Origin of the sequence: Shinella sp. NM-101 (assembly GCF_021401195.1) — a bacterium.
In the GTDB taxonomy this organism is placed as follows: Bacteria; Pseudomonadota; Alphaproteobacteria; order Rhizobiales; family Rhizobiaceae; genus Shinella.
The window spans coordinates 19917-45630 of record NZ_JACBFT010000016.1 but is presented as its reverse complement, the minus strand read 5'-3'; the positions used below and the strand labels follow the sequence as shown (position 1 = coordinate 45630).

Annotated in this window: 19 protein-coding genes and 1 pseudogene; 5 read left to right on the top strand and 15 right to left on the bottom strand. The window is 59.9% G+C overall.

Going from position 1 to position 25714, the window contains the following annotated elements; translation table 11 throughout:
* Nucleotides 1-2 precede the first annotated feature (2 nt).
* Nucleotides 3-452, bottom strand: a complete 450-nt coding sequence (locus L0976_RS22945; RefSeq protein ID WP_064332043.1) for a phasin family protein — start codon at nt 450-452, stop codon at nt 3-5.
* Between the two features lie 658 nt (nt 453-1110).
* Nucleotides 1111-1254, bottom strand: a pseudogene (locus L0976_RS22940) (IS5/IS1182 family transposase); the annotation flags it as partial.
* A 545-nt stretch (nt 1255-1799) separates the two neighbouring features.
* On the opposite strand from L0976_RS22940, the gene L0976_RS22935 reads away from it, so the two are divergent.
* The gene (locus L0976_RS22935; protein ID WP_255619448.1) at nt 1800-4166 is read left to right on the top strand and encodes a phosphoketolase; all 2367 of its coding nucleotides are present in this window, start codon (nt 1800-1802) and stop codon (nt 4164-4166) included.
* A 272-nt stretch (nt 4167-4438) separates the two neighbouring features.
* Nucleotides 4439-7279, top strand: a complete 2841-nt coding sequence (locus tag L0976_RS22930) for a cation-translocating P-type ATPase (protein ID WP_064332045.1) — start codon at nt 4439-4441, stop codon at nt 7277-7279.
* 233 nt (nt 7280-7512) lie between these two features.
* Here L0976_RS22930 and L0976_RS22925 read toward each other — a convergent pair whose 3' ends face one another.
* The 13 genes from L0976_RS22925 to L0976_RS22865 form a co-directional block, all read right to left on the bottom strand.
* Entirely contained in the window at nt 7513-8391 is an 879-nt protein-coding gene (locus tag L0976_RS22925) for a universal stress protein (protein WP_234189395.1), read from the bottom strand.
* 25 nt (nt 8392-8416) lie between these two features.
* Entirely contained in the window at nt 8417-8752 is a 336-nt protein-coding gene (locus L0976_RS22920; protein WP_064332046.1) for a hypothetical protein, read from the bottom strand.
* Between the two features lie 102 nt (nt 8753-8854).
* Nucleotides 8855-9781 carry a carbamate kinase gene (gene arcC, locus L0976_RS22915; protein ID WP_064332047.1) on the bottom strand — a complete coding sequence of 309 codons (927 nt, stop codon included), beginning with the start codon at nt 9779-9781 and terminating at the stop codon, nt 8855-8857.
* A 1-nt stretch (nt 9782) separates the two neighbouring features.
* A complete protein-coding gene (gene argF / locus L0976_RS22910; protein WP_009450513.1) occupies nt 9783-10784 on the bottom strand; it encodes an ornithine carbamoyltransferase in 1002 nt (333 codons plus the stop codon).
* 12 nt (nt 10785-10796) lie between these two features.
* A complete protein-coding gene (gene arcA / locus L0976_RS22905) occupies nt 10797-12023 on the bottom strand; it encodes an arginine deiminase (protein WP_009450512.1) in 1227 nt (408 codons plus the stop codon).
* Between the two features lie 11 nt (nt 12024-12034).
* On the bottom strand, nt 12035-13468 hold the full coding sequence (locus L0976_RS22900) for a YfcC family protein (protein WP_009450511.1): 1434 nt from the start codon (nt 13466-13468) through the stop codon (nt 12035-12037).
* A 361-nt stretch (nt 13469-13829) separates the two neighbouring features.
* Nucleotides 13830-14480, bottom strand: coding sequence for a CBS domain-containing protein (locus L0976_RS22895; RefSeq protein ID WP_009450508.1), 651 nt, complete (start codon nt 14478-14480; stop codon nt 13830-13832).
* Between the two features lie 37 nt (nt 14481-14517).
* Nucleotides 14518-15558 (bottom strand): alcohol dehydrogenase AdhP, encoded by a 1041-nt coding sequence (gene adhP, locus L0976_RS22890; RefSeq protein WP_040672457.1) that lies wholly within the window; start codon nt 15556-15558, stop codon nt 14518-14520.
* An 85-nt stretch (nt 15559-15643) separates the two neighbouring features.
* On the bottom strand, nt 15644-16756 hold the full coding sequence (locus L0976_RS22885; RefSeq protein WP_009450506.1) for an ABC transporter permease: 1113 nt from the start codon (nt 16754-16756) through the stop codon (nt 15644-15646).
* A gap of 3 nt (nt 16757-16759) precedes the next feature.
* Nucleotides 16760-19546: a ribosome-associated ATPase/putative transporter RbbA gene (rbbA, locus tag L0976_RS22880; protein WP_064332048.1), complete on the bottom strand. Its 2787-nt coding sequence runs from the start codon at nt 19544-19546 to the stop codon at nt 16760-16762.
* Nucleotides 19543-20610, bottom strand: a complete 1068-nt coding sequence (locus L0976_RS22875) for an HlyD family secretion protein (RefSeq protein ID WP_064332049.1) — start codon at nt 20608-20610, stop codon at nt 19543-19545. Before L0976_RS22875 ends, rbbA begins: the two co-directional genes overlap by 4 nt.
* Nucleotides 20611-21042: 432 nt before the next feature.
* Nucleotides 21043-21285 (bottom strand): hypothetical protein, encoded by a 243-nt coding sequence (locus tag L0976_RS22870; RefSeq protein WP_191856007.1) that lies wholly within the window; start codon nt 21283-21285, stop codon nt 21043-21045.
* 46 nt (nt 21286-21331) lie between these two features.
* Nucleotides 21332-21850, bottom strand: coding sequence for an HdeD family acid-resistance protein (locus tag L0976_RS22865; RefSeq protein ID WP_064332051.1), 519 nt, complete (start codon nt 21848-21850; stop codon nt 21332-21334).
* A gap of 325 nt (nt 21851-22175) precedes the next feature.
* On the opposite strand from L0976_RS22865, the gene L0976_RS22860 reads away from it, so the two are divergent.
* The 3 genes from L0976_RS22860 to L0976_RS22850 all read left to right on the top strand — a co-directional run bounded on the left by L0976_RS22860 (nt 22176) and on the right by L0976_RS22850 (nt 25713).
* The gene (locus tag L0976_RS22860) at nt 22176-22832 is read left to right on the top strand and encodes a TetR/AcrR family transcriptional regulator (RefSeq protein ID WP_064332052.1); all 657 of its coding nucleotides are present in this window, start codon (nt 22176-22178) and stop codon (nt 22830-22832) included.
* A 477-nt stretch (nt 22833-23309) separates the two neighbouring features.
* A complete protein-coding gene (gene gltS / locus L0976_RS22855; RefSeq protein ID WP_035224722.1) occupies nt 23310-24506 on the top strand; it encodes a sodium/glutamate symporter in 1197 nt (398 codons plus the stop codon).
* 37 nt (nt 24507-24543) lie between these two features.
* Nucleotides 24544-25713, top strand: coding sequence for an HlyD family secretion protein (locus L0976_RS22850; RefSeq protein WP_009450498.1), 1170 nt, complete (start codon nt 24544-24546; stop codon nt 25711-25713).
* The last annotated feature ends 1 nt before the right edge of the window (nt 25714 follow it).

The following is a 25714-nucleotide window of genomic DNA, read 5'->3' as shown; positions in this document are numbered from 1 at the left end:
GTTCACGCGCCAGCGGATTTTTCAGAAGTCTTCACGCCCGGAACAGGCCAGAGGTTGGCCCACTGCTTGAAGATGTCCCGGATCGGTTGCGCCGAACCCACGCCGCCCACAGTCTCGCTGACAGCTTTCTGCCAGGTTTCGATCGCCTCCTGGAGGCCACTGGTGAACGCCGCCTGATTGCTGATCGCCACTTGGGTAAGCTCTTGCGTATCTCCGACACGCTGCTGTAACTGCCGCCAGAACGATTCGCCTGGCAGTGTCGCGAGGCTTTGCCAGTTCTCGGCTTTGCGAAGGCCTTCGATCTCGGCCTTGACCTCGGCGATGCCTTCGGCGCTCGCCTGGGAAGCAACATCGACCCACCGCTTGCCGCCCTCCTGGAGGAGGCGGTTGATCTGAATCTGCAATTCAAGGTTGGCTTTGTGCAATTTAAGGGGCACGACGTCGACACTCATGGAAACCTTCCTTCGGTTTTGATTTGCCCGGGGGCGGGATTTTAGACCATCGCTTCGATCGCCCGGCGGAGTCGCTTGCATCTCGCATCGGCGAAGCCGAAAATGGGATGCTGCGGCGAGGCATGTGGGACGAGCTGCCGCGTGATCTTTTGGCTGGACCTGTATTTGGCTCCCAGCAAACCTGCTTTTTGTCGAGATCGTGACAGAAATCTGCGGCTGGCATGTACCAGTCCGGATGAGGGAATGCCCACAAGCTCCTCCAAACGGGCCAGAGACAGACCTAAGTCTGCAGCGCTAAGGGTAGCGAGCCGGGAACAAAAGTTCTATATTTAATTAAGCCCATAAGACTTGTATTACTCGCCGTAGTTCGGAATATGTTTCAATATTAATCGCCTTGATGCTCATGCATGACTCCAGATTCTAAGAACAACTTTAAACTATAGTTACGATCAATTAGATGCCGTTCTTTATCATCGGTAGATGACGACTCAATCATCAGCTGATGACAGTGCGCGAACCATATGTAAATCGGGTTCGGCTTGTCAATAGCGTTCAAAACAATGACCGCTTGCGCATCGGGCGCCGTCGATCCGGGATCGCGGATCGAGGCGGATCAACGAACATTTCGGCGGAGTTAACAGGGTAATCCGTCGACCCGTTACGTTTGACACCAGCTACGACCTCCTACGAGCTTGATCGCGGCGAGGCGGTTTTGTGCGTGCCTGTCGTGCTTGGTTGCGATTCGTCCAAAGCTTTTGATGCGATTGGAAAAGCGCTCGACGAGATCTCGCTGGCGGTAGCGCGGTGCGAGAGGGCATAGGTGACCTTGCTGTTTGCCTTGAGGGGGAAAACGAAATCAGCAAAGGAGGACATTCAGATCGTCAGAATCGTGGAAACTGAAGACGTCCGTCGGGTTAAATCACCATAGTTTCAGCGGCCCTGCATCAGTTTATCACGAGTTATCGATGCTCCGCGCCAATGGGTCTTCGGCTATTTCTCAGGCTAGCGGGGACCTCTGTTCATCAGCGCCGCCGCCGAGATGATTTCCAGCCTCTTTCTGGCGACCGGGAAGGCTGCTCTCAGGGAATGAAACCTAAGGGGCATTGGTGCGAAGGAGGGACCGACTAACCGCCTCCGAACAACCGATCCTGTTGATTTCGACGCCGGAGCGCGATGCAAATATCAGGTGACATACCCGCAGCATCAGCTATCGTCATCAGTCGTTGACCATTGGGTGTTAGAAATATACCGTGCGGTCAGTCGTTCACTCGCGAGTTGTATCGCCAGTGATATTTGCGCAGATCGCTTCCAGTTCTTAAGTCCCAACACGATCTCGCGCTTAGCAACGTGGATGCAACAAGGAACATTATGTCGCTTGATACCAGAAAATTATCGCTAATCGATCGCTACTGGCGTGCGGCCAATTATTTATCCGTTGGCCAGATTTATCTGATGGACAATCCGTTACTCCGCGAACCGCTGAAACCGGAGCATGTCAAACCGCGCCTCCTTGGGCATTGGGGAACGACCCCGGGGCTCAACTTCATCTATGCGCATTTGAATCGGATCATCACCGAGCGCGACGCGGACATCCTCTATGTCTGCGGGCCTGGGCACGGTGGCCCCGGCATGGTTGCGAATACCTGGCTGGAAGGCGTCTATTCCGAAACCTATCCCGAGATAGGTGATGATGAGCCCGGAATGAGACGGCTGTTCAAGCAATTCTCATTTCCAGGCGGCGTTCCGAGCCACGTTGCGCCGGAGACGCCAGGCTCGATCCATGAAGGCGGTGAGCTGGGTTATGCGCTGGTTCATGCCTACGGCGCCGCGCTAGACAATCCCGATTTGGTGGTGGCTTGCGTGGTAGGCGACGGCGAGGCAGAAACCGGACCGCTCGCGGCCGCATGGCATTCTAACAAATTTGTCAATCCGGCCCGTGACGGAATGGTTCTGCCCATCCTGCACCTCAACGGCTACAAGATCGCCAACCCCACCGTTCTTGCGCGGCTTTCCGACGACGAGTTGCAGCATCTTTTCATCGGCTACGGCTATGAGCCGTTCTTTGTCGAGGGTAGCGAGCCCGCTGAAATGCACCAGCAGATGGCCGGAGTGTTCGACACTGTCTTCGATCGGCTCGCTGCGATCCGAGGGAAGGCATCCTCGTCATCGGTGCGCCCGCAGTGGCCTATGATCATTCTGCGCAGCCCCAAGGGCTGGACAGGACCTAAGGTCGTGGACGGCAAGATGGTGGAGAACCACTGGCGCTCTCATCAAGTGCCGGTCGCGAATTGCCGCGAGGACGAAGGACACCGCGCTATCCTCGAGGAATGGCTGCGGAGCTACGGCCCGGAGGACTTGTTCGATGAAAGGGGCGCACTGAAGGCAGAGCTCAAGGCCTTGGCACCCAAGGGTCCGCGGCGCATGGGCGCCAATCCGCATGCCAACGGCGGCCTTCTGCGCAAGGAACTGCGTACACCCGACTTCCGCAGCTATGCCGTGGAGGTCGGCCGGCCCGGCGCGGCGGAAGCGCAGGCGACGAAAGTTCTCGGCGATTATCTACGCGACGTCCTACGGCTCAACGATGACGAGCGGAACTTCCGTGTGTTCGGGCCGGACGAGACGGCTTCCAACCGGCTCGGCAGCGTGTTCGAAGCGACGGACCGGGTCTGGATGGCCGAAACGCTCGAAACTGACGATCATCTGTCGCCCGACGGGCGCGTTATGGAAGTACTGTCCGAGCATCTGTGCCAGGGATGGCTTGAAGGCTACCTGCTCACTGGCCGCCATGGGTTCTTCTCTTGCTACGAGGCGTTCATCCACATTGTGGACTCCATGTTCAGCCAGCACGCCAAATGGCTGAAGGTTTCGCGCGAACTGGAATGGCGCAAGCCGATCTCCTCGCTAAACTATCTTCTGACTTCTCATGTATGGCGGCAGGATCATAACGGGTTCAGCCATCAGGATCCCGGCTTCATCGATCTCGTTGCAAACAAAAGCGCCGACATCGTCCGCGTCTATCTGCCCCCGGATGCGAATACCCTGTTGTGGGTCGGCGATCATTGCCTCAAGACGTGGGATCGGGTGAATGTCATTGTCGCTGGCAAACAGCCCGCGCCTCAATGGTTGACCATGACGGAGGCCGAGCAGCACTGCGAGGCGGGCCTTGGAATATGGGACTGGGCTGGAACCGAGGACGGATTGGAGCCAGACATCGTGATGGCCTGCGCCGGCGACGTGCCGACCATGGAAACGCTCGCCGCTGTCGACCTCTTGCGGCAGGCTCTGCCACATCTGCGCATCCGAGTCGTGAACGTCGTGGACCTGATGGCGCTGCAATCGCCGCAACACCACCCGCATGGTATTTCTAACGAGAAGTTCGACAGCATCTTCACACGCGACCGACCGGTGGTCTTTGCGTATCACGGCTATTCTTACCTTATCCATCGCCTTGTCTACAAACGCGCCAACCATCCAAATTTCCATGTGCGCGGCTTTATCGAAGAGGGGACCACGACGACGCCCTTCGATATGGCCGTCCTCAACGAGTTGGACCGGTTTCATCTGGCCATCGAGGCGATCGAGCGTCTTCCCGTCCTGAAGGAGAAGGGAGCGGAGATCGTTGCAGCACTCCAGGAGAAGCTCGTCCTGCACAAGGCGTATGTGTATGAACATGGAGAAGATATGCCCGAAATCCGGGACTGGACGTGGCCTTAACGCTGACGAAATCATCTCAGGAACCGGAGAATGCTGATACTGTTCGGTGCCTTACCTTGCATCGCTTCCAAGCCGGGGCGGATCATTCGTGTAGCCACTTGTGCGGCTTGATGACAGGTCGTCACCTGTCTCGATGACATTCTTCCCCACTCGGATGGGCTAAAACGCTCCTTGTGGGCATGAGGTCGATGTCTCCCCAGCAGGCCCGCTGATCAATTGGTTGGTGCCTGCCTGGAAACGAGACATGGAGAGATCACAGAAGGGACTGCTGAATGAAGGGCGACGGAAATCCCTGCGGTCGCGCCCCGCAGACACCGGATGACTACTCGCTCCGCGTCGCGGAGGAAGTCGTAGACAAACTCGCCAGTGACGCCCAGCGCGGTCTGACAAGAACGGAAGCAGCACGCCGGCTGGCAGAAAATGGTCCCAACGAACTGCGTGCGGTGCCGCCGATTCCTATCTGGCAGCGCCTGCTTTCCCAGTTCCGGGATCCACTCGTGTATCTGCTGCTCGGAGCAATTATTATCGCCCTCGCGGCATGGGCTATTGACGGGCATGCGGGCTGGCCTATCGACGCAGTCGTGATAGCCATGGTGGTCCTGGCGAATGCAGCTCTTGGCTTCGTGCAGGAAACAAGAGCTGCTGATGCCGTGGCCGCGCTGGCGCGAATGACCGCCGTTACCTCCTCCGTTCTGAGGGACGGCGAGCGAATCCGCATTCCCTGCGCCGAGCTTGTGCCGGGCGACATCCTGCTGCTTGAGGAGGGTGACGCCGTCGGAGCCGATGCAAGGTTGCTTAGCGCAGCAAGCCTTCGCGTGCAGGAAGCCTCGCTCACCGGCGAAAGCGAGGCCATCCTCAAGGATGCAGCCATTCTGCATCATCCTGCCCCGCTGGCCGAGCGTTTCTGCATGGTGTTCAAAGGGACCGCGGTGGTTCAGGGAACTGGTCGTGCAATTGTCACCGGAACCGCAATGCGGACCGAAATCGGCACCATTGCGCAGATGCTGGACGCCAGCAAGGAGGAAACGACACCCTTGCAGAAGGAGGTCGCCCGGGTCGGCCGCGCGCTCGGGATTGCCGTTGTCGCCATCGCCATCGTCGTGGTCGCGACAGTGCTTTTGGTTTCCGACATCCACGGCCCTTCCGACGTAATTTCCGTTTTGCTGATGGGCGTTTCGCTGGCCGTCGCCGCAGTCCCGGAAGGCCTCCCCGCCATATTGTCCCTGGTGCTCGCGCTTGGCGTCCAACGCATGGCGGGACGAAAAGCCGTGGTCAAGACGCTCTCGTCGGTCGAGACGCTCGGCTCGGCTTCCGTCATCTGTTCGGACAAGACAGGAACGCTGACCCGATCCGAAATGACGGTCGAGCGCATCGTAACGGCGTCCGGCAGCAGCCGTGTCACTGGCGTCGGGTATGCGCCTGTCGGCAATCTGGAAGTTGAGGGCGGTGGAGGTTTCAAGGGGCCTCTGCGCGCCGAGCAGATCGTGGTTCTGAGCGGCGGCAGTCTGGCTGGCAATGCTGCCCTGCGCCAGGCGGAGAACGGAGTCTGGGAAATTCAGGGCGATCCCACTGAGGCCGCTTTTCTGGTTGCCGAGCGTAAGCTCGAAATTGACGACCGCCGCAGGCGACGCTTCGAACGCATCAACGAAATTCCGTTCAGTTCAGACCGCAAGATGATGTCGACCATCGAGATCGACCATGAGCATGGCAGCGAGCGGATTCTCGTTACCAAGGGAGCACCGGATGTTCTGATGGCTCGTTGTACGCATGTACGGATCGGTATGGATGTCGTTCCATTCGACGCCGGACAGCGCGCGCATGCCGCCGCCGAAGTTGAACGGCTCTCCGACGACGCCTTGCGCACTCTGTCGGTCGCCTATCGGCCGCTGGCCGATGGCGAAGACACGGAGGAGGGCGAAGACCTTGAACATGATCTGATCTTTGTCGGCACGGTCGGGATCATCGATCCGCCTCGGCAAGAAGCGGCCGTCGCCATATCGAAAGCCCGCCGGGCCGGAATACGCGTGATGATGATCACCGGCGACCATCCGCGTACGGCATCGCGCATAGCCGCTTTGCTTGGCATCGTCGATCGCGGCGCGAAGGCTTTGACCGGGGCCGATCTCGACGCAATGGACGATGCCGCGTTCGCGGCGGCAGTTCGCACGATTTCGGTCTATGCCCGCGTCGCTCCCGTGCACAAGCTGCGCATCGTCGATGCTCTGCAGGCCGATGGCAATGTCGTGGCGATGACGGGCGACGGCGTCAACGACGCGCCGGCGTTGAAGGCGGCGGATATCGGCATCGCAATGGGAATCAACGGGACGGAAGTTACCAAGGAAGCGGCCAATATGGTGCTGGCCGACGACAATTTCGCCACGATCGTCGACGCCGTGCAGGAAGGACGCGGAATCTTCGACAATATACGCAAATTCCTGCGCTATCTCTTGTCTTCCAATATGGGCGAGGTGCTGACCGTCTTCCTCGGCGTCATCGGAGCGGGCATGATAGGATTGGCTGACGCCGGCGGTGGCGAACTGGTTCTTCCGCTGCTGGCAACTCAAATCCTTTGGATCAATCTGATCACGGACTCCGGCCCTGCTCTTGCCATGGGTATCGATCCGGAAACGGACGACGTGATGGCGCGACCGCCTCGCAAATCCAACGAGCACGCAATCGACGCGCAAATGTGGCGGAGCGTTATCGCGCTCGGCCTGGTGATGGCGCTGGCAGCGCTTCTGACCATGGATTTCTATCTGCCCGGCGGGCTCATCGAAGGGTCTCAGAGCCTGGAACGAGCACGCACGGCGGGGTTCACCGTGTTGGTTTTCTCCCAACTGTTCAATTGCTTCAGCGCCCGATCAGAATCCAGCAGCGCGTTCAGCTATTTGTTCGCGAACAGGTGGCTTTGGGCGGCGGTCGGCTTGTCTGTTGTCCTGCAGATAGCAGTCGTCAATGTGAGCTTTCTCAACGCCGCGTTCGGAACGGTGCCTTTGTCACTTGATCAATGGTTGCTCTGCCTTGCGATGAGCAGCAGCGTCCTTTGGTTCAGCGAAATCCGGAAGTGGATCACCCGACGTTACAACAAGAAGCGGGACTTCGTTGCCGCCTGAGACAGCCGGTGGCACTAGGGCATCTTCGATAGAGAAACTAATGATCGTAACAGGCTTCGCATGACGCCCCGATAGCTCGCGTTCCACCCCCTGACGGTCCACGGCGAGGAATCCACATGACTATAAGCCCTTGCCGGATATCCAACGGCTCCTTGGGCTCGGCTTCTCACTATCGAAACCGTGCCCGCGGAGCACGACGTGGATCTTCTCAGGTTCGATGCCTGCGGTATGCTTCAAAGATGAGCATGGCTAGGAACGATCATGATGTCACACTGGACCTCATGGAGAATATTGCCTGCCACACTGTCGATAAACAGGTTCAGGATCGTGCTCCTGCTTTCTGTGCCGGCAATCACCAGATCAATATCGTTATCGTCGACATATTCAGCCAGTTGCCCCGCTGGATCGCCCTCCAGCGTGACGACTTGAACCTGGCAAGCTCCGCCTGTCATCAGAGATTGATCCAGGGTGTCTCTGGCTCGTTGGGCGATATCTTTTGAGAACTGGTGACTATAAGCCTCTTTGTTCTCGACCCAGTTCTTGAACGGAGGATCGAATGCATGGAACAGAATAAGGGTTTCAGGTCGGAAGAACCTGACAGTGGTTTCGAGCACGGCAGACGCAGCCGGGGAAACATCTGTCGCTACGACAATCCGGTCGCCTGTATCGACCGACTTCTTTTTCACCACAAGCACGGGCAGTCCGCTCTCTCGCAATAGAGACGTCGTCGTGCTGCCCAATAAGGACCGACCATCGGTTTCGTTGCGCGATATTCCCGTGACGATCAGATCAGCTTTATCCCATAAAGCGATCTCCTTGATCTCGACGAGTGGACGGCCTCGTCTGACGACGACGGCGCTTATGAGCCCATCAATACCTGTAAGCTCTTCACGCAGGCGTATAGCGTTGCGCGAAACGGCGCGCGGAACAGAGCTCATCTCAGGCTGCTCAAGGAAGTCGTCTTCGTCTTCGATCACATGAACCACCGTCAGACGCGCCTGCCACTGAAGAGCCAACTGAATGGCGCGCTCCTGTGACCTGTCGCAACGGGCCGAGAAATCCGTTGCGAAAAGTATATGTCTCGGGGGGCATGTTCTCCATGCCGTCCTCACCTTCAGTTCGCGGAGCGCTCGGTCGTCAGCTATCAATGGGAGGGACGCCCGTAGGCATGCCCTGTTCGGCAGAACGAATGTGCGAAGGCCGAAATATGATATCCGGCCGGTCTTCGACTGAAACGAAGCCCTCCGAGGCGTGGAGCCATTCCTGTATCATCAAGTCGATGACTTCCTTGCGCGGAAGGGCGAGGATCTCCGCCACAGCGTCGACCGCCATGGCAAGGTCGTGGTCGAAGGTGACCTCGCCGGTATTCCATGCGTGAGCGGCAGCAATGAACAAGGCTTCCCGCATTTCCCGCGGCACGACCAGTGCGACCGCCTGGTCAAGCCCAGCTATCGCAGTTTCAGAATCCAGCACATCTCACTCCTCAGTAATGCAGAACACGGCCGTACGCATATATTGTGCGACGCAAACGCAAGAGCGGGCCTGTCGAAACGCCGCCAATGAATACTTGCGATATCAGCTCGCTTGATTGATCGCCTGAAGCGTCACCAACGTGCCTTGCCGCCCTTCCAGAATCCCGCGCGCATCTTCAAGCCGGCCTATTCCAGCAATCCCGCCCGCGTTCGCAAAATCGCACGCCGCTTCGACTTTCGGTCGCATGGACCCGGCCGCGAACACGTCGCTGGTCAACTCGGCAGGCGTTACTTTGCGGATCGGCCGCCTATCGACCGTTCCCCACCCCTCATAAACAGCGTCCACGTCGGTCAGCATCAGGAAAGCGTCGGCCCCGAGCGCCTTGGCGAGAAGCCCGGCTGCTCTGTCCTTGTCGATCACCGCTTCCAGTCCCCGAAGCGTCCCATCGGCTTCGCGCATGACCGGGATACCTCCACCGCCGGCGCAGATGACAGTGACGCCAGCCTCGACAAGGAGCCTGATCGTCTCGATCTGGGTAATATGCTGAGGTAGTGGTGACGGGACGACCCGGCGCCAGCGGCCCTGCGCTTCTTCTACCACAGGCCAGCCATGTGCCTCTTTCGCCTTTAGCGCCTCGTTCTGCGTGTAGACCGGACCTATCGGCTTTTCCGCGCGAGCGAAGGCGGGATCGTCCCGGTCCACCTCTATCTGGGTCAGCAGTGTCGCGATCCTTGAACCCGCAGGCATCGCATTGGTCAGCTCCTGCTCGACCAGATAGCCGATCATGCCGACGCTCTCTGCACCCAGGACATCGAGCGGATAGGGGTCGACGTCTTTGTAGGCCGCCGCCTGTAAGGCGAGGAGACCGACCTGTGGTCCGTTTCCATGGGCGACCACGATGTCATGGTCGCGCGCCAGATCGGCCATCGCTGCGGCCGCCTTGCGAACGTTGGTGCGTTGCGCATCGGCCGTCATTGGCTCGCCGCGCTTGAGGAGCGCATTGCCGCCCAGTGCTATCACGACCCTCATGTCACGACCCCAAGGTTGCGACCAGCAGGGCCTTGATCGTGTGCATTCGGTTTTCCGCCTGGTCGAAGACGATGGACGCTTCGGACTCGAAGACCTCTTCGGTCACTTCCATGCTGTCGATGCCGTATTGCTGGAAGATCTTCTCGCCGACCTCGGTCTCGCGATTGTGGAACGCGGGCAGGCAGTGCATGAATTTCGCATGCGGATTGCCCGTCGCCGCCATGATGCCAGCGGTGACACGATAGGGTGTGAGCAGTTCAATGCGTTCCTTCCAGACCGAGTCCGGCTCCCCCATTGACACCCACACATCGGTGTAGACGAAATCGCAGCCGTTGACGGCCTCGTAAGGATCTTCGGTCAGGGCGATCTTCGCACCGGTCCTGGCTGCGATCTCCTGGCACTGACGCACCAAATGGTCCTCAGGCCAGCAGGCTTTCGGCGCGCCGAGGCGCACATCCATGCCGATCTGCGCGGCGCCTGCCAGCAGCGAGTTGCCCATGTTGTTTCCGGCGTCACCGAGGAAGGCGAAACTTACCTGGGACAGGTGCTTGCGCGTGTATTCCCGCATGGTCAGGAAATCGGCGAGAATCTGCGTCGGATGGAACTCGTCGGTCAGTCCGTTGTAGACCGGAACGCCGGCATAGGCCGCCAAGGTTTCCGCCTGTTCCTGTCCGAAGCCGCGATACTCGATGCCGTCATACATCCGCCCGAGAACGCGGGCGGTATCCTTCATCGACTCCTTCTTGCCGATCTGGGTGCCGGTTGGCCCGAGATAGGTAACGTGGGCGCCCTGGTCATAGGCGGCCACCTCGAAACCCGTGCGTGTGCGCGTCGAATCCTTCTCGAAGATCAGCGCGACGTTCTTGCCTTTCAGGCGTTGCTCCTCGTAGCCGCCATATTTCGCCTGCTTGAGCGAAGCTGACAGTTTGAGCAGGAAACGGATCTCGTCCGGCGTGAAATCGAGCAGCTTCAGGACACTGCGACCTCTCAGGTTAACGGGCATGATAGACCTCCTTTAAACCGGATCCCGGATGAGGGGGCACGTCATGCAATGACCGCCACCCCTGCCGCGGCCGAGTTCGGCGCCCGGCACGGTGATGACCTCTACGCCTGCCTTGCGCAGTTGGGTGTTGGTGTAGGTGTTGCGGTCGTAAGCGACGACGACGCCAGGCTCGAGCGCCACGACGTTGTTGCCGTCATCCCATTGCTCGCGTTCAGCGACATAGGCATCGCCGCCCGTCTCGACCACGCGCAACTGCTTCAGCCCCAGCACCTCGGCCGCGACCTCTACGAGCGGCCGCTCTTCCTTGCGTACATCGATCGTGCCTTCGCGCTCGCCCGGACGAATGGAATAGGGCTCGATCTTGTGGGCGACATCCGCAAACAGCGTCACGAGATCGCGGTCGCAGAAGCTGAAGACGGTGTCGAGGTGCATGGAGGCGCGCTCGATAGGCAGTTTGCAGGCGATCACTCTTTCCGCGCCGCCCTGTGCGAACAGCGACCGCGCGAGCTGACCGACGGCCTGTGGTGTCGTCCGCTCGCCCATGCCCACAAGAACCGTTCCGTTGCCGATCGGCATGACGTCGCCCCCCTCGAGAGTGGCAAGGCCGTGGTCCTTGTCGGGATCGCCCCACCAGACCGGGAAGCCCATGTCGCGGAAATCCGGGTGGAAGCGATAGATGGCGGCGATGTTGACGGTCTCGAGCTTGCGCGCGTTCCAGCGCATCGGATTGAGCGTGACGCCGCCATAGATCCAGCAGGTCGTGTCACGGGTAAAGAGGTGATTGGGAAGCGGCGGCAGGACAAAATCCTCCGGCCGCAGCGTTTCGGCGAGAAGGCCGGCGCTTTTGATCGGTAACTCCGTCTTGCTCAGTCCGCCCAGCAGGATCAGGGAAAGGGCGTCCGCCTCGATCTCCATCAGATGCGCCCTGAGATCATCGGCGAAGCCGACGCCAACCGTGTCGTCATTGACCCGCCGTTCAAGAAGCCATCGGCGAGCCTCGGGAATCTGTAGCGTTTCTACCAGCATCTCGCGCAGAAACACGACCTCGACGCCGCGATGGCGCATGGCGTCCACGAAGGTCAGATGCTCGACGCGGGCCTGCTTGACCCAGATGACGTCGTCGAAGAGCAGTTCGTGGCAATTCGACGGGGTGAGCCGGGCAAGCGCTGCCCCAGGTCGATGGACCAGAACGCGCCGAAGCTTGCCGACCTCGGAATGGACTCCGTAGGCGTGGGGCATGACAATCTCCTTCAGACGATGATGGCGGCGATGCTGAGGCTCGCCATGATGATGACGGTGAGGATCACGAGAAGCGGCCACATGAAGCGCAGCCACCGTTCGTATGGGATGCGACCTATGGCGAGCGCACCCATGACCACGGCGAAGGTCGGATTAATGAGATTCACGATGCCATTCGCCGACTGATAGGCAGTGACCACCAGATCGCGGCCCACGCCGGCAAAATCGGCGACCGGGGCCATGATCGGCATCGACAGGACTGCAAGACCCGACGACGACGGCACGAAGAACGACAGCAGGATCTGAAGCCAGTACATCACGTTGATAAAGGCGACCTTGCCGAGGCCTGCGACCGAACCTTCGGCCCAATGCAGTATGGTGTCGGTAATCTTGCCCTCATCCATGATGACAACGATGCCGCGCGCCAGACCTATGATCAGGGCAACACCGAGAAGGTCGCGTGCTCCGTTAACGAAGGCATCCGTGAAGTTCTTCTCACCCGTTCGCGCAATGACGCCTATGACAATGGCGGAGGCGAGGAAGAGACCGCTCATCTCGCCCATCCACCAGCCGCCCTTGAGCACACCCCAGATCATCACCACGAAGGTGATGCCGAAGACCGCAAGCACGACCTTGTGTACCAGGGTGAAGTCGATCGTCCCCTCGTGATGAGCGCTGAGGAAAAGCTTCTCGTTGTCGGCTTTCATGTCGTAGACGAGCGATTTGCTCGGATCGAGCCGAACCCGTTCCGCATACCGCATGACGTAGGCAACGCAGGCGAGCCAGCTCAGCCCGAGAATGACGACGCGCAAAACCAGCCCTTGCGTGAACGGCACGCCGGCCGCGTCAGAGGCGATAACGGTGGCAAATGCGTTGACCGTGGACCCCAAGACACCAACGCCTGCTCCAAGGAGGATGATGGCGACGGCGGTAACCGCGTCATATCGCGCGGCGATCATAATCGGGATCAGCAGCATATAGAAAGCGAGCGTTTCTTCGGCCATTCCATAGGTGGTGCCGCCGAAGGCAAACAGCGCCATCAGGAACGGGATCATCCACTTTTCCCGTCCCTTGAGCTTGGCCATAGCGCGCTCGATTCCGGCATTTATCGCGCCTGTCGAGGTGACGACCCCGATGAACCCGCCAATCACCAGGACGAAAAGAGCGACATCGATGGCGTTTGCGGTGCCGGCTGCGGGGTCGTAGAACCCGCGGATTGGCGCCATGATGATGTCGACTATCCCCTGCGGCGCCGGCTCAGCGACCGCATAGGTCCCGGCGACGGGCACTTGCTTGTTCAGGGCCGCATTCTGAACACGGTCGTACTGCCCGGCCGGTATGATCCATGTGAGTGCGGCGACTAGAACGATCAAGCCAAAGAGGATGGTGAATGCGGTTGGGAACTGAAAACGTCGTTCCTCCGGTGCTTCAGAAACAGTGCTCATACCCCCTCCCAGGAAATAGTTGACAAGCTAAGCTGGCATCTGACCGCAAGCGAATGCTCCGGAACAGAGAAAGGCTTCTCCATCGAGCCAAAGTGACCATTGCTTATTTTCTAGGCCAGGGAATTGATCTGAGTCAACAGATGATGACTAGTAGAATTCAACGCTATGGCACTTTCCCGAAGGCTGATTCCTGGGCTGTTGTGTTCAACCAAGGCGTCGGTCAACGATCTCGCGCTGCATTGTCTGCTTGCTGACCGAATTCTGGGAAAGGAGCCGCGCTTCGATATCCGGCGCAGTCAGGTAAGGTATACCGGATGCCAAGCGTAGATATCGATCAACATCGGTTTGGGCGAAGACAATATCAAGTCGGTTTGCCGGAGAAGCTCGCACCCGGTATGCCCTCGATGACACATTTCACGGCCCGGAGTTGAAGATCTGTCAAATGTACTCCGGTGACCGCGACCGTCCCGCCGTGCACGTCGATCTTCAGCCTTTCCGGATCAAATCCGAGGTCATTGCGGATACGCGCCGAAGCTGCAAGCCTGATACCTTCGTCTCCACGCGCAATGTGTTCGATACCCGAAAAGGAGGTCGCCTTTAAAAGGTCGCGGCGGCTGACGATCCCGATAACCGCACGGTCGGACGTTACCGGAATACGCTTGATGTTGCGGCTCAGCATCATCTCGGTCACCGTCGCCAAGGAGGTGGTATCAGCTACTGTCACAACTTCCGGGGACATGACATCACCAACGCGCCAGCTGTTGCAATGAATGTAATTTTTAAGATCGTTCTCATCGGTCATCGGATGGTCCTGCCGATCGAGCAAAGACCTTCCGATCTCCTTGCGGGACATCAGATCGCCTTCCGTAATGATCCCAACGAGCTTTCCGTCGCTATCCGTCACCGGCAGACCGCTGACGCCACGCTCCAGCATGACTGAAACAGCGTGACGCACATGAGCATCCACACTGATCGTGGCAACGTCCCGCGTCATGATGTCGGATGTGATCATGTCTAACCCCTTTTCAAAAACCGCAGCGCCAAACTGATCAGGCTGCCTTGCCTGTCATGTCGAGAACCACACGGCCGTCGACGCGGCCGGCTTTCAGCTCCTGAAATATCCGGTTGATGTCCTCAAGCGGCGCCGGCGTGACCTGAGCCTTGATTTTGCCTTCGGCAAAAAAGGCGATGGCCTCGTCAAGATCCCGGCGCGTGCCGACGATTGAGCCCCGCACGGTTATGCGCTTCAGGACGACATCGAAAATAGGGGTCGCGAATTCGCCTGGCGGCAATCCGACCAAAGCAACGGTGCCTTTTCGTCGAACGAGCTGGAGCGCCTGCGAGAACGCCGGAGGCGATACCGCGGTGACGAGCACTCCGTGTGCTCCGCCGCCTGTTGCTTCGAGGGCCTCGGCGATGGCGTCCGGGGACCGCGCGTCAAGCGCCAGATCGGCTCCGGTTCTTCTGGCCAATGTGAGCTTCTCAGACGCCAAATCCAGTGCAACGACCTTCAGTCCCATTGCTTTGGCGTATTGGATGGCTACCTGGCCCAGGCCGCCGATGCCGGAGATTGCGACCCATTGCCCGGGTCGCGCTTCGGTTTCCTTGAGCCCTTTGTAAGTCGTGACCCCGGCGCAGAGAATAGGCGCGACCGCCGCGAAATCAACGTCGTCAGGCAGTCTTGCGGCGAATGCAGCATTGGCAATCGCGTATTCCGCGAAGCCTCCATCGCAGCTGTAGCCCGTATTGTGTTGATGCTTGCAAAGCGTCTCCCAGCCGGTTTCGCAATGTTCGCACCGCATGCAGGCGTCATGGAGCCATGCGATGCCGACGGCATCGCCGATTACAAAGTCCGTGACACCTGGACCGAGTGCCGCGACGGTGCCTGCTACCTCATGGCCGGGAATGAAGGGCAGGGATGGCTTGACCGGCCAGTCGCCGGAGGCGGCATGCAGATCGGTGTGGCACACGCCACAGGCGGCCACTTTCACCAGCAGTTCGCCCGGGCCGGGTACGGGTATCGGAACGTTTTCGATCAACAGTGGCTTTCCGAATTCATGAACAATTGCAGCTTTCATAAGTCCTTGCATGACGACAAACCTCCCGTTCGAATAAATCGCTGCTGTATTTCGATCGATTACCTGGATAAGGCTGCGCGGATCACCGCGGCCTCACTTATTGCAAGAAGGTTCGGAAGCGGCGGAGCGCAAACACAAAGAGCGCCGCGCCGATCAGCACGAGAGCCAGCAGCTGTGGCCAGACCACATCGAGGCCCGCGCCGCGAAACAGGATCGATTGTGCAAGGATCACGAAGTGGGTGTTTGGCGCCGCGAGCATGATGTCCTGAATGATCTGCGGCATGCTTTCGCGCGGTGTGAGGCCGCCCGAAAGGACCTGAAGAGGAAGCAGGACCAGCATCAGCAGCAGGCCGAACTGCGGCATCGAGCCGGCGATGGTGGCAAGGAAAATTCCCATGCATGTGGTGGCGATGAGCTGCAACGCTGCACCCGCCAGAAAAAGGCCGACGGAACCCTGGATCGGCACCTGAAGAACCCCCTGCACGACGAACACGATCGACACGGCGCAGGCAACAAGCACGACCAGCCCCATCGACCATATTTTGCTCAGCATGATCTCTGTCGGCGTCACCGGCATCACGAGAAGATGCTCGATGGTGCCATGCTCGCGTTCACGTATGAGCGCCGCGCCCGTGAGCACGATCGAAAGCATCGTGATCGATGAGATCACATTGGAAATGGCGCCGAACCAACCCTTGTTGAGCTCCTGGTTGAAGCGAGAACGCAGAGCGAGATCCACAGGAACCTCGGTGGTTCCACGGTAGCGGTCGAGATACTCGTTGACTTCGCTGGAAACGATGGACTGGATATAGCCGCCGCCGCTGAAGGCCTGCGACATGCGGGTGGCGTCGACATTGAGCTGGATCGTCGGCGTTCGACCGGCAAGCAGATCACGCTGGAAATTCGGGGGAATGTCGAGGGCGAAGGTGTCGAGCCCCGCATCCATGCGACTGTCCATCTCATGCTGCGATATGATCTTGGGAATGGAAAAATAAGGCGGATAGAACGCGGTCAGGATCCGGGAGGAGACAGGCGACTGGTCCTCGTCGACGACGGCGATGGCTGCCTTGTTGAGCGTCTCGGGCATCGAGGTCGAGGCCGTGTAGATCGACAGGGTGAAGGCATAGAGGATAAGGACGACAAGCATAGGGTCCCGGGCGAGACCGCGTAGCTCCTTGACGCCGAGTTGAAGGATATTGGCCAAGCGCATGGATCACCCCGCCTGTTTCTTGAGGAGCGCCGCGCTGCTGGCGAGAAGAACCGGGACAGCGATCAGGAGCGGGATGAAGGACGCTGCGAGATCGCGGAACTCCAGCGCTTTGGAGAACGTACCGCGGGCGATTGTGACGAAGTAGGTCGCCGGATAGATCTGTCCGATAAATGCGCCGGCCCCCTCTAGGGAGGAGACCGGATCGATCATTCCGGAATACTGGACGGCCGGAATGAGTGTGATCAGCGCGGTCCCGAAGATCGCAGCGATCTGGCTGCTCATGAAGGTGGAAATGAGAAGTCCCAGCCCGGTCGCCGCCGTGACGTAGAGAAGTGCAGCACCGGTCAGCGTCAGGAAGCTGCCTGTCACCGGCACCCGGAACACGAAGATCGCGAAGGCCGTCAACATGAAGAAGTTGAGCATGGCAAGCGCGGTATAGGGTAACTGCTTGCCGAGGAGGAACTCCACCCGAGTGACGGGCGTCACGTAGAAATTGATGATAGAGCCGAGTTCCTTTTCGCGCACGACGCTCAGAACGGCGAGCATGGCGGGGATCATCATCAACAGCATCGGGATGACGGCCGGCACCATGGCCTTGAGGCTCTCGACGCTCGGATTGTAGCGGTATCGAAGGGCGATCTGGAAGGTGCCGGTGGTTGCCGCGTCGCCATAGAGTTCACGTGCCTTCTGGGTGAGCCATGTCTGATGCATGCCTTGCACATAACCCCGCACAGTCTCGGCCCGCGAAGGCATTGCACCGTCGATCCAGGCGCCGATTTCGACCTTGGTGCCCCGCGCGACATCGCGCCCGAAGCCTGGCGGGATCTCCAGTGCGAGGCTGAGTTCGCCATTGCGCATGCGTCGATCGAGGTCGTTGTAATCGACGATCGGCGCCTTCTCCGTGAAATAGCGGGATCCGGCGATCTGGAGTGTGTAGTCGCGGCTGATCGTGGTGTCGTCCCGGTCGAGCACGGCAAAGGACAGGTTCTCGATATCCATGTTGATGCCGAAGCCCACGACGAACATCAAAATGACGCTGCCGAGAATGGCGAGCGTCGCGCGGATCGGATCCCGGCGCAATTCGAGCGATTCCCGCCGCGTATAGGCGAGCATACGGCGTAGGTTGAAAGTCGAGCTGGCGGATGAAGCCGGCGGGGGCGCGGCGGCTTCATCCGCCTCTTCACGCTGCGCGATTGGGGCGGACGCAGGTGAAGTCTTGTCGCCGATAGCCTCCTCCAGATAGGAAATGAAGGCTTCCTCCAGCGTCCCAGCTGAACGCTTTTCGATGATGCCGCGTGGCGTGTCGCTGACAAGCACTTTGCCGGCATGCATGAGTGAAATACGGTCGCAAAGCTCGGCTTCGTTCATGAAATGGGTCGAAACGAAGATCGTCACGCCATCCTTGCGCGACAGGTCGGAGAGGATCTGCCAGAACCCGTCGCGCGCCACCGGATCGACGCCCGATGTTGGTTCGTCCAGGATCAGAATGTCGGGCGCGTGGATCATCGCTACGGCGAGCGACAATCTCTGCCGGATGCCGAGCGGCAACGCATCCGGCAACGTATCCATGATTTCATTGAGGTCGAAGCGCTCGGCCATGTCCGCAATGCGCGCCGGGATTTTATCGGGCGGCAGGCTGAACAGCCTGGCGTGCAGGTCGAGGTTCTGGCGGACCGTAAGCTCGGTGTAGAGCGAGAAAGCCTGGCTCATATAGCCGACCTTCCGTCTGACCTCGATATCTTTCGGATCGACCTCGTGGCCGAACAGCTTTGCGGTTCCCTCGGTCGCCGGCAGGAGGCCGGTAAGCATCTTCATGGTCGTGGTCTTGCCGCAGCCGTTCGAGCCGAGGAAGCCGAAGATTTCGCCGCGCGGAATCTGGAAGCTGACATTGTCGACGGCGGTGAAGTCGCCGAACCGCATGGTCAGGTGTTCGGCTTCGATGGCGAAGTCCGCCCGCCCCTCGTCGGATCGGGGCGGTATGACCACCTCGTGGTGACCGGAACGTCTCTCTTCCGGAAGAAGGGCGACGAACGCGGCATCGAGGTTGGCCGCTCCGGTGCGCGCGAGCAACTCCTGCGGCGTTCCGGTCGCAAGGATCTTGCCGTCATCCATCGCCACCAGCCAGTCGAAGCGCTGCGCCTCCTCCATATAGGCGGTCGCGACAACCACACTCATCGACGGGCGGTCGCGGCGGATATCGTCGATCAGCTCCCAGAATTGCCTGCGTGACAGGGGATCAACGCCTGTGGTCGGTTCGTCGAGGATCAGCAGATCCGGGTCATGGATCAGGGCGCAGCAAAGTCCAACCTTCTGCTTCATTCCGCCCGACAATTTACCGGCAGGGCGATCGGGGAAGGGGGCTAACCCGGTGCGCCGGAGCAGGTCGCCGATGCGGATCTCACGCTCACGCTTGTCCTGGCCGAACAGGCGCGCAAAGAACTCGATATTCTCGAACACCGACAGCGTCGGGTAGAGGTTTTTTCCGAGGCCCTGGGGCATGTAAGCGATCTGCGGGCAGGTCCGGTCGCGGTGCTTCTTGTCGGCGATGTCGCCGCCCAGCACCTCGATATGGCCGTCCTGAACCTTGTGCGCGCCCGCAATCAGGCTGAGCAGACTGGATTTTCCGACGCCGTCGGGACCTATCAGCCCGACCATGATGCCGGCGGGAATGTTGAGGCTGACAGCATCAAGCGCGCGAGTCTTGCCGTAAGACAGGCTGACATCCCTGATTTTGACGACGGCGGAAGGAGATCCCTGCGCGTCGTTCTCTCCCGGCGATAAACTGCTCATTTCACCAGGGCCTCGGTGAAATGTGCAGGCCATTCGGCATCCTGCGCAATGCGGACATAGGCCATACCGGGGAGCCCAGTCTTGACGTACTGAATATGCTCGCGCAGCAGTTCAGGCGATATTTTCGCCCTGATGCGGAACATCAGTTTTTGCCGCTCCTCCTCGGTCTCGACGGTCTTGGGTGTGAATTGTGCGACGTCCGCCACGAAGCTTGCCGTAGCGGGGATGACGTATTGAGGGGCGGCGTCGAGAACCAGACGAACCTCGGATCCCATCTGAATGCGGCCCGCCTGTTCGGTCGGCAGGAAGAAGGTCATGTAAACGTCGCTGAGATCGACGATATTGAGGACGCGGCCACCAGACGACAGCACTTCGCCAGGCTGGGCAACGCGGTACTGTACGCGCCCTTCGCGGGGTGATCTCAGCGTGCTGTCATTGATATCCGCAACGATGCTTTCGATGGCCGCCTGCGCAGCCACGACGGAGGCCTCCGCATCGATGATCTGGGCCTTGGCGGCGCCGATGGCGGCCTCGGACGCGGAAAGCGACGCCTTCGCAGCCGCGACAGCTGCCCGTGCTCTCTGTGCCGATGCCCGGTCATCGTCAAGTGTTTGCAGGGATGTCGTATTGGTTCTGATCAGTTGCTCGGTGCGTGCGAGTTTGCGCTCTGCGGCATCCTGTTCAGCTTCGCGCTGGCCGATCACCGCTGCGGCAGCTTCCCGCTCCGCCTCGCGCTGGGACTGAAGGCTTCTCGCGGTGTCGACGCTGATGATAGCGCGCTGCAACGAGGCTTCGGCCTGCTTCCGCTGCGCTTCCAGTTGCTGGGTATCCATGATGGCCAGCACCTGGCCGGCGCTGACGAACGCGCCTTCGTCGACCAAAATCTCCTTGATGCGTCCGGGGGTCTTCGTGGAAATGTCGATTTCGGTGGCCTCGATCCTACCGTTTCCGCCGGCGATCCCGGCCGGAAGCCCGGATCCGTCATAAATGCGCAAGCCGTAATAAGCGCCGGCGACGCCGGCAAGGACGACGATCGCGACAATCCAGTTCTTGAGAGATTTCATGCGCGGACCTCCCCTCGCGGAGCGGCCGCACGAGCGTACCGCGGATGGCTATGGAGATTATCTGAGGTCATCATGCGAAATGTCATTGCCATGGAAAAGAGCCTGTGTTGGTCACGGAAAGCCGCGCTCGGGCAAATACGAGACGGTCCCGCTTCCCTCCCCGGTTGCGAACGAGTGGTTGATTGCGCGCGATAATCGAGAGAGCGAGGAAGTCGGGCGAGAATGAGTCGTCGCAGCGATCTGCTGCCTTCGCACGGCTTGCAACTAATCTGCCTTGTGGTCTCGAGATTCAAACCTAATAGAAAGCTCGCCGTAGACGGGTTTTTTTGCACGTTCTTCATGGTTCACCAGAGTGTTTGCGTGAAGAACTGCTATTTGCCCCAGCCTCATCAACGCTTGTCTTGAAATCGCGAGCATATCATCACTCGATGACTAAAATGTCAACGGTGGACGCCGATTTGTCTTGAGCGGATGGTTCGGGCGTAGGATTGCGAGCGCCGCCGCCGCGGCGGCGAGGGATGGCCAGGTGACTGGTGGCTCAACCTGATGCCAGATCGCCAGCATCGTCCAGATCGATACCGACACGACGACGAGGACCAGCAAGGCGCCGCCGACACGCGAGCGTGAGCGGCTGTCGGTCGGGAGGGCGAGGCCCGGCCTAATGCGGTCGTGCATTCCCGTCTCCATGGCACGCGCCCTCCCAAAAGGTGGCAAAAGAAACTCAAGCGGGTGACTGTGGTCGCCGTCTCAGCGCAAAGGCAAAAATGATCATGGCCAAGCCGTTGAAAAGGAGATCGAACGCCAGCAGCGCCCCGATCAGCCACAGGCTGTTGACAGGCCATCCGGCAATAACGATCGCCCCGGCGACGAATGCAATAATACCCGCCAGCACGAGCCAGCCCCATCCTTGCGCGGGTCGCAACGCAAAGCCGGTAACGATACGCATAGCGCCCGCCGTGATGATGCTCAGAGAAAAAAGCAGCGTCAGGATCGTCGAGGCGAAAAGCGGGTTGGCAAATGCGAACAGACCGGCGACGATGTAAAAGGCACCGATCAGCAGCCAGCCGGCGAACTGTCTCCAACCTTTGACGTTGAAGGCGCAGATGACCTGCACGGAGCCTCCGACGAGCATCATCGCACCGACGAAGAAAACTGACGCCACAGTGGCCATAAGGACATTGGCGAGAGCCAGTACTCCAACTGCCGCAAGGGCGATGCCTGCGCCGACCAGCACCCCCATCTCGATCGCAGACGTTCGAGATCGTCCCGAGTGAGCTTTAATGAGTTCAATGCTGCCATGCAGCTCTCCTTATGTCTGTGCAGCGCAGAGCGATTCGCGGTCGCCGCACCCCACCCTAAAACCCTAGATGCAAACCGGTTGAGATTCCCCGCTAAACAGAGTAAACGACACCGTATCGTTTAACAAGCCAACTCGTCAAGGAACGCCAACTGAAGGAGTGTTCCGTCTCCGGGGGCATTCCCTGCCAATCCCTGTGACGTCAGAAAGGGCCGACTTTGCCCGCAAGCCCCTCCGTTCATAAGGCAACGTTGCAGAAAGCGCTTCAATGACGCGGACCGACAAGATCAATCACGCGCGTGTGGCGAGCCACCACGGCGGACGGCCGACACCGGCGGAGTCTGAACGCATATCGGCCCGGATCATGGCGGCTGCGCGCAAGCTGTTCCTGCGAGACGGGTTTGCGCAGACGAGCATGGACGCGATCGCCGCGGAAATTGGAATTTCCAAGCGGACTCTTTATTCGCGCCATCCAGGCAAGGCCGCACTTTTCGAAGCGATTGTCCTCGATGTTGTAAACACGGGCCTATCGAATATCGTCACGGAGCAGTTGTCGGGCAAGACTCCGCGGGACAAGCTGCTGGCTTTGTCGTTGCGCATTCTAGAAGTAGCGACTGATCCGCTCATCATTTCCCTGGAAAGAGTTGTTGTTGGCGAGTCGTGGCAGTTTCCGAAGTTGGCGAGTCTCGTCGGCCAGTATGGAATGCCGCCGATCCGCGAGGAGGTAATGGCCGTGCTGCGCGACCACGGTGCAAGTGAACCCGGTCTGGCCCGTGATGCGGAGATATTCCTGTCCATCACGATGATACCGCAACTGCGGCAGGCCGTTCTTCAGCGGACGCCGCCGGGGATCGCGGGGATAGACCGGGCCGCCCTTGAACGCACCATCGATATCTTCGTCCGAGGAATTGAGATGGAACTATGAGTGGCATCCACACGATCGGAAAACGCCGCGCAATAACACGCTGGCTGCCTGTTTCGGACTGTGCTTCCCGATCTCAGGACACAATGGTTCCGAGCAGAGCCACGGTTGAAGGCGTCACGCAGGTGGGTGCGCTGGGGGCGGCGACGAGACACGCGAGCATCGATGCCGACGTTGGTCTGGGGGACCACCTCGGGGCGGGGGCGATGCAAGCAGCGCAGACCGTCGGCGTAGCGGCGAGCGTGGCCGTCAGTGCGCCGATCACTGTTTTCGAATCGACTATGCGGCGCAGCATCGGCGAGCAGGTCGAAAGACTTGGCCGCGCGGCAGGTAACGCGCTCGGATCGGCAGTAAGCCGATGACCCGAGCCTCTTCTGCAAACGCATGGAATCGAAAGGCCACCACTGGAATGGGTTGTCTGCGCACGCTTAGGGATGGTCCCGCCAGAAATCAATCAATGGAAGTCCGCCGAAAAAGATGATTCAAGTTAGCCCCTTTCTATCTTTCACGATTGCGGTCCTGCTCCTCATCGTGGGCAAGATCTTGACGATGAACATCGCGGTGCTGCGAAAGTACTCGATACCGGAGCCTGTTGTCGGCGGCATTTTGTGCGCCTTGCTAGTGGCTTTGGCCTACTGGATTGCGGGCTGGAGAATCCAGTTCGAACTCGGCGTGCGTGACCACCTGCTGCTGCTGTTCTTCGCCAGCATCGGTCTGAAGTCGGATACGGCCACCCTTTTGCAGGGCGGCAGGCCGCTCATCGTGCTGCTCGCGCTCGCAACCGCGTTCATGCTCATCCAGAACGTCACGGGGATGGGGATCGCCGCATTGTTCGGGCTCGATCCGAAGGCCGGCCTGATGGTCGGGTCCGTCTCGCTGACGGGCGGGGTCGGCACCACGGTCGCCTGGGCGCCGATCTTCGTCGGGGACCTCGGGATCGCCAACGCGATGGAGCTCGGCATCGCCAGCAACACGGTCGGGCTGATCGCGGCATGTGTGATCGGCGGCCCCATGGCCGCCCTGCTGATCCGCCGCAATGGAATCGTCACCTCGGGCGACGCAGATATCGACGTCGGCGCCGCCCATGAGGAGCCGGAGCCGAAGATGGACTATTTCTGCCTGCTCTGGGCGATCCTGGCGCTCAATGTCGCGGTCATGCTCGGCATGGCGCTCGACTCCCTGATCGCGCTGACGGGCTTCAGACTCCCGACCTTCGTCAGTTGCCTGCTGGCCGGCATTGCAATCCGCAATCTGATGCCGCTGGCAGCCGGGGCGGCCATCACCCGCATCTGGCCCGGCGTGCGACAAGGATTGTCGCTTCTGTCCGACCTCTCTCTCGGCCTGTTCCTGACGATGGCGCTGATGGGCCTGCAACTGTGGCAGTTGAGCGGCGTCTTCACCTTTGTCGTCGCCGCGCTCGCGGTGCAGATCGCGCTCACGATCGTCTACACGGTTTTCATCGTCTTTCCCGCCATGGGGCGTGACTACGAAGCGGCCGTGATATCTGCCAGCTTCGGAGGCATCACGCTCGGATCCACTGCCACTGCCATCGCCAACATGACGGCCGTCACCCAGCAATATGGCGCGGCGCACAGGGCCTTCATCGTCGTGCCGCTCGTCTGCGGCTTCTTCATCGACCTCGTCAATGCGGTCGTGATCGCCATATTCGCAGGATAGCGCCGGCTACGTTTCGTCCGAACCCCAAGAGAAAAAAATGGATGATAAGAACCAACATGACCTGCCGACAGGCTCTTCTGAGGACAGGCCCGCCGACCGTGCCCCCGAAGCGTTGGCTGACGCTCCGGTCGAGGCGGGGCCGACCAGGACGGGAGTCCGGGTCGGCGTGCTCGTTATCGGGCTCATGGTCGCCTTCGTAGCCTGGTACGCCGTTTCCGACAAGCTCGCCCCCTATACCGACCGCGGCACGGTCAGCGGCTACATTGCCCGACTAGCGCCCCGTGTTTCAGGCCCGGTAATCAGCGTCCACGTTGAGGACAATACGATTGTCCAGGAGGGCGATCTTCTTTACGTGGTCGACCCGCGCCCGTTCGAGATCGCGGTCCAGCAGGCGGAAGTCGAACTCGAACAGGCGACCCAGTCAATCAACGCCTCGTCGGCGGCGCTGATCGCTGCACAGGCCAAGGTGTCGCAGGCCAGGGCCAAATTCGAAAACGCCAAGACCTCGAACGCCAGGACGCAAAGCCTTGTCCAGCGTGGTGTTGCCGCGCGGAAGCAGGAGGAAGCATCTCGCGCGGAACTCGAGGTCGCGCAGGCGGAGGTCGATGCGGCGGAGGCTGATCTGTCTAGCGCGGAAGCCGAGTTGGGGGCGGCGGGCGCCAGCAATCCGCGCATCAAGGCCGCTCGACTCAAGCTGGAAAGGGCGCAGCTCGACCTGATCTACACACGGGTCGTGGCACCGACGCTCGGCGTGGTCACGAATCTCGATCTAGCAGTCGGCCAGTACGTGAGCGCGGGTTCGGCCGCTCTCACCTTCATCGACGGAAGGGGAGCCTGGATCACGGCCGATATGCGCGAGAACCAGCTCGCCAATATCGAGCCGGGCAACAAGGTGGGCCTGCTTTTCGATGCCTTGCCGGGGCAGATTTTTACCGGGACCGTACACAGCGTCGGCTGGGGCATCGATACCGGACGGACCGCATCCAGCGGTCTGGTGCAGAACGAGCCGGAAACGCGCTGGTTCGAGCCGGCCCGCCGGTTTCCCGTGCGCATTGAACTCGATCGAGCGCTTTCGGAATGGCCTCGCACCGTCAGGGTGGGCGCGAAGGCCACCGTCGTGGTCTACGCCGCAGGCGAAAGCAATCCGTCAGCGTGGATCGCAATGGCCCTGCACCGCGCCCAGTCGCTTCTGTCCTATCTGTATTGAG

Bases quoted from the DNA above. Each gene is read 5' to 3' on its own strand.
- L0976_RS22945 (WP_064332043.1), bottom strand. From the start codon at position 452: ATGAGTGTCGACGTCGTGCCCCTTAAATTGCACAAAGCCAACCTTGAA.
- L0976_RS22930 (WP_064332045.1), top strand. From the start codon at position 4,439: ATGAAGGGCGACGGAAATCCCTGCGGTCGCGCCCCGCAGACACCGGAT.
- arcC (WP_064332047.1), bottom strand. From the start codon at position 9,781: ATGAGGGTCGTGATAGCACTGGGCGGCAATGCGCTCCTCAAGCGCGGC.
- argF (WP_009450513.1), bottom strand. From the start codon at position 10,784: ATGCCCGTTAACCTGAGAGGTCGCAGTGTCCTGAAGCTGCTCGATTTC.
- arcA (WP_009450512.1), bottom strand. From the start codon at position 12,023: ATGCCCCACGCCTACGGAGTCCATTCCGAGGTCGGCAAGCTTCGGCGC.
- L0976_RS22900 (WP_009450511.1), bottom strand. From the start codon at position 13,468: ATGAGCACTGTTTCTGAAGCACCGGAGGAACGACGTTTTCAGTTCCCA.
- L0976_RS22895 (WP_009450508.1), bottom strand. From the start codon at position 14,480: ATGATCACATCCGACATCATGACGCGGGACGTTGCCACGATCAGTGTG.
- adhP (WP_040672457.1), bottom strand. From the start codon at position 15,558: ATGCAAGGACTTATGAAAGCTGCAATTGTTCATGAATTCGGAAAGCCA.
- L0976_RS22885 (WP_009450506.1), bottom strand. From the start codon at position 16,756: ATGCGCTTGGCCAATATCCTTCAACTCGGCGTCAAGGAGCTACGCGGT.
- rbbA (WP_064332048.1), bottom strand. From the start codon at position 19,546: ATGAGCAGTTTATCGCCGGGAGAGAACGACGCGCAGGGATCTCCTTCC.
- L0976_RS22875 (WP_064332049.1), bottom strand. From the start codon at position 20,610: ATGAAATCTCTCAAGAACTGGATTGTCGCGATCGTCGTCCTTGCCGGC.
- L0976_RS22870 (WP_191856007.1), bottom strand. From the start codon at position 21,285: ATGCACGACCGCATTAGGCCGGGCCTCGCCCTCCCGACCGACAGCCGC.
- L0976_RS22865 (WP_064332051.1), bottom strand. From the start codon at position 21,850: ATGGGGGTGCTGGTCGGCGCAGGCATCGCCCTTGCGGCAGTTGGAGTA.
- L0976_RS22860 (WP_064332052.1), top strand. From the start codon at position 22,176: ATGACGCGGACCGACAAGATCAATCACGCGCGTGTGGCGAGCCACCAC.
- L0976_RS22850 (WP_009450498.1), top strand. From the start codon at position 24,544: ATGGATGATAAGAACCAACATGACCTGCCGACAGGCTCTTCTGAGGAC.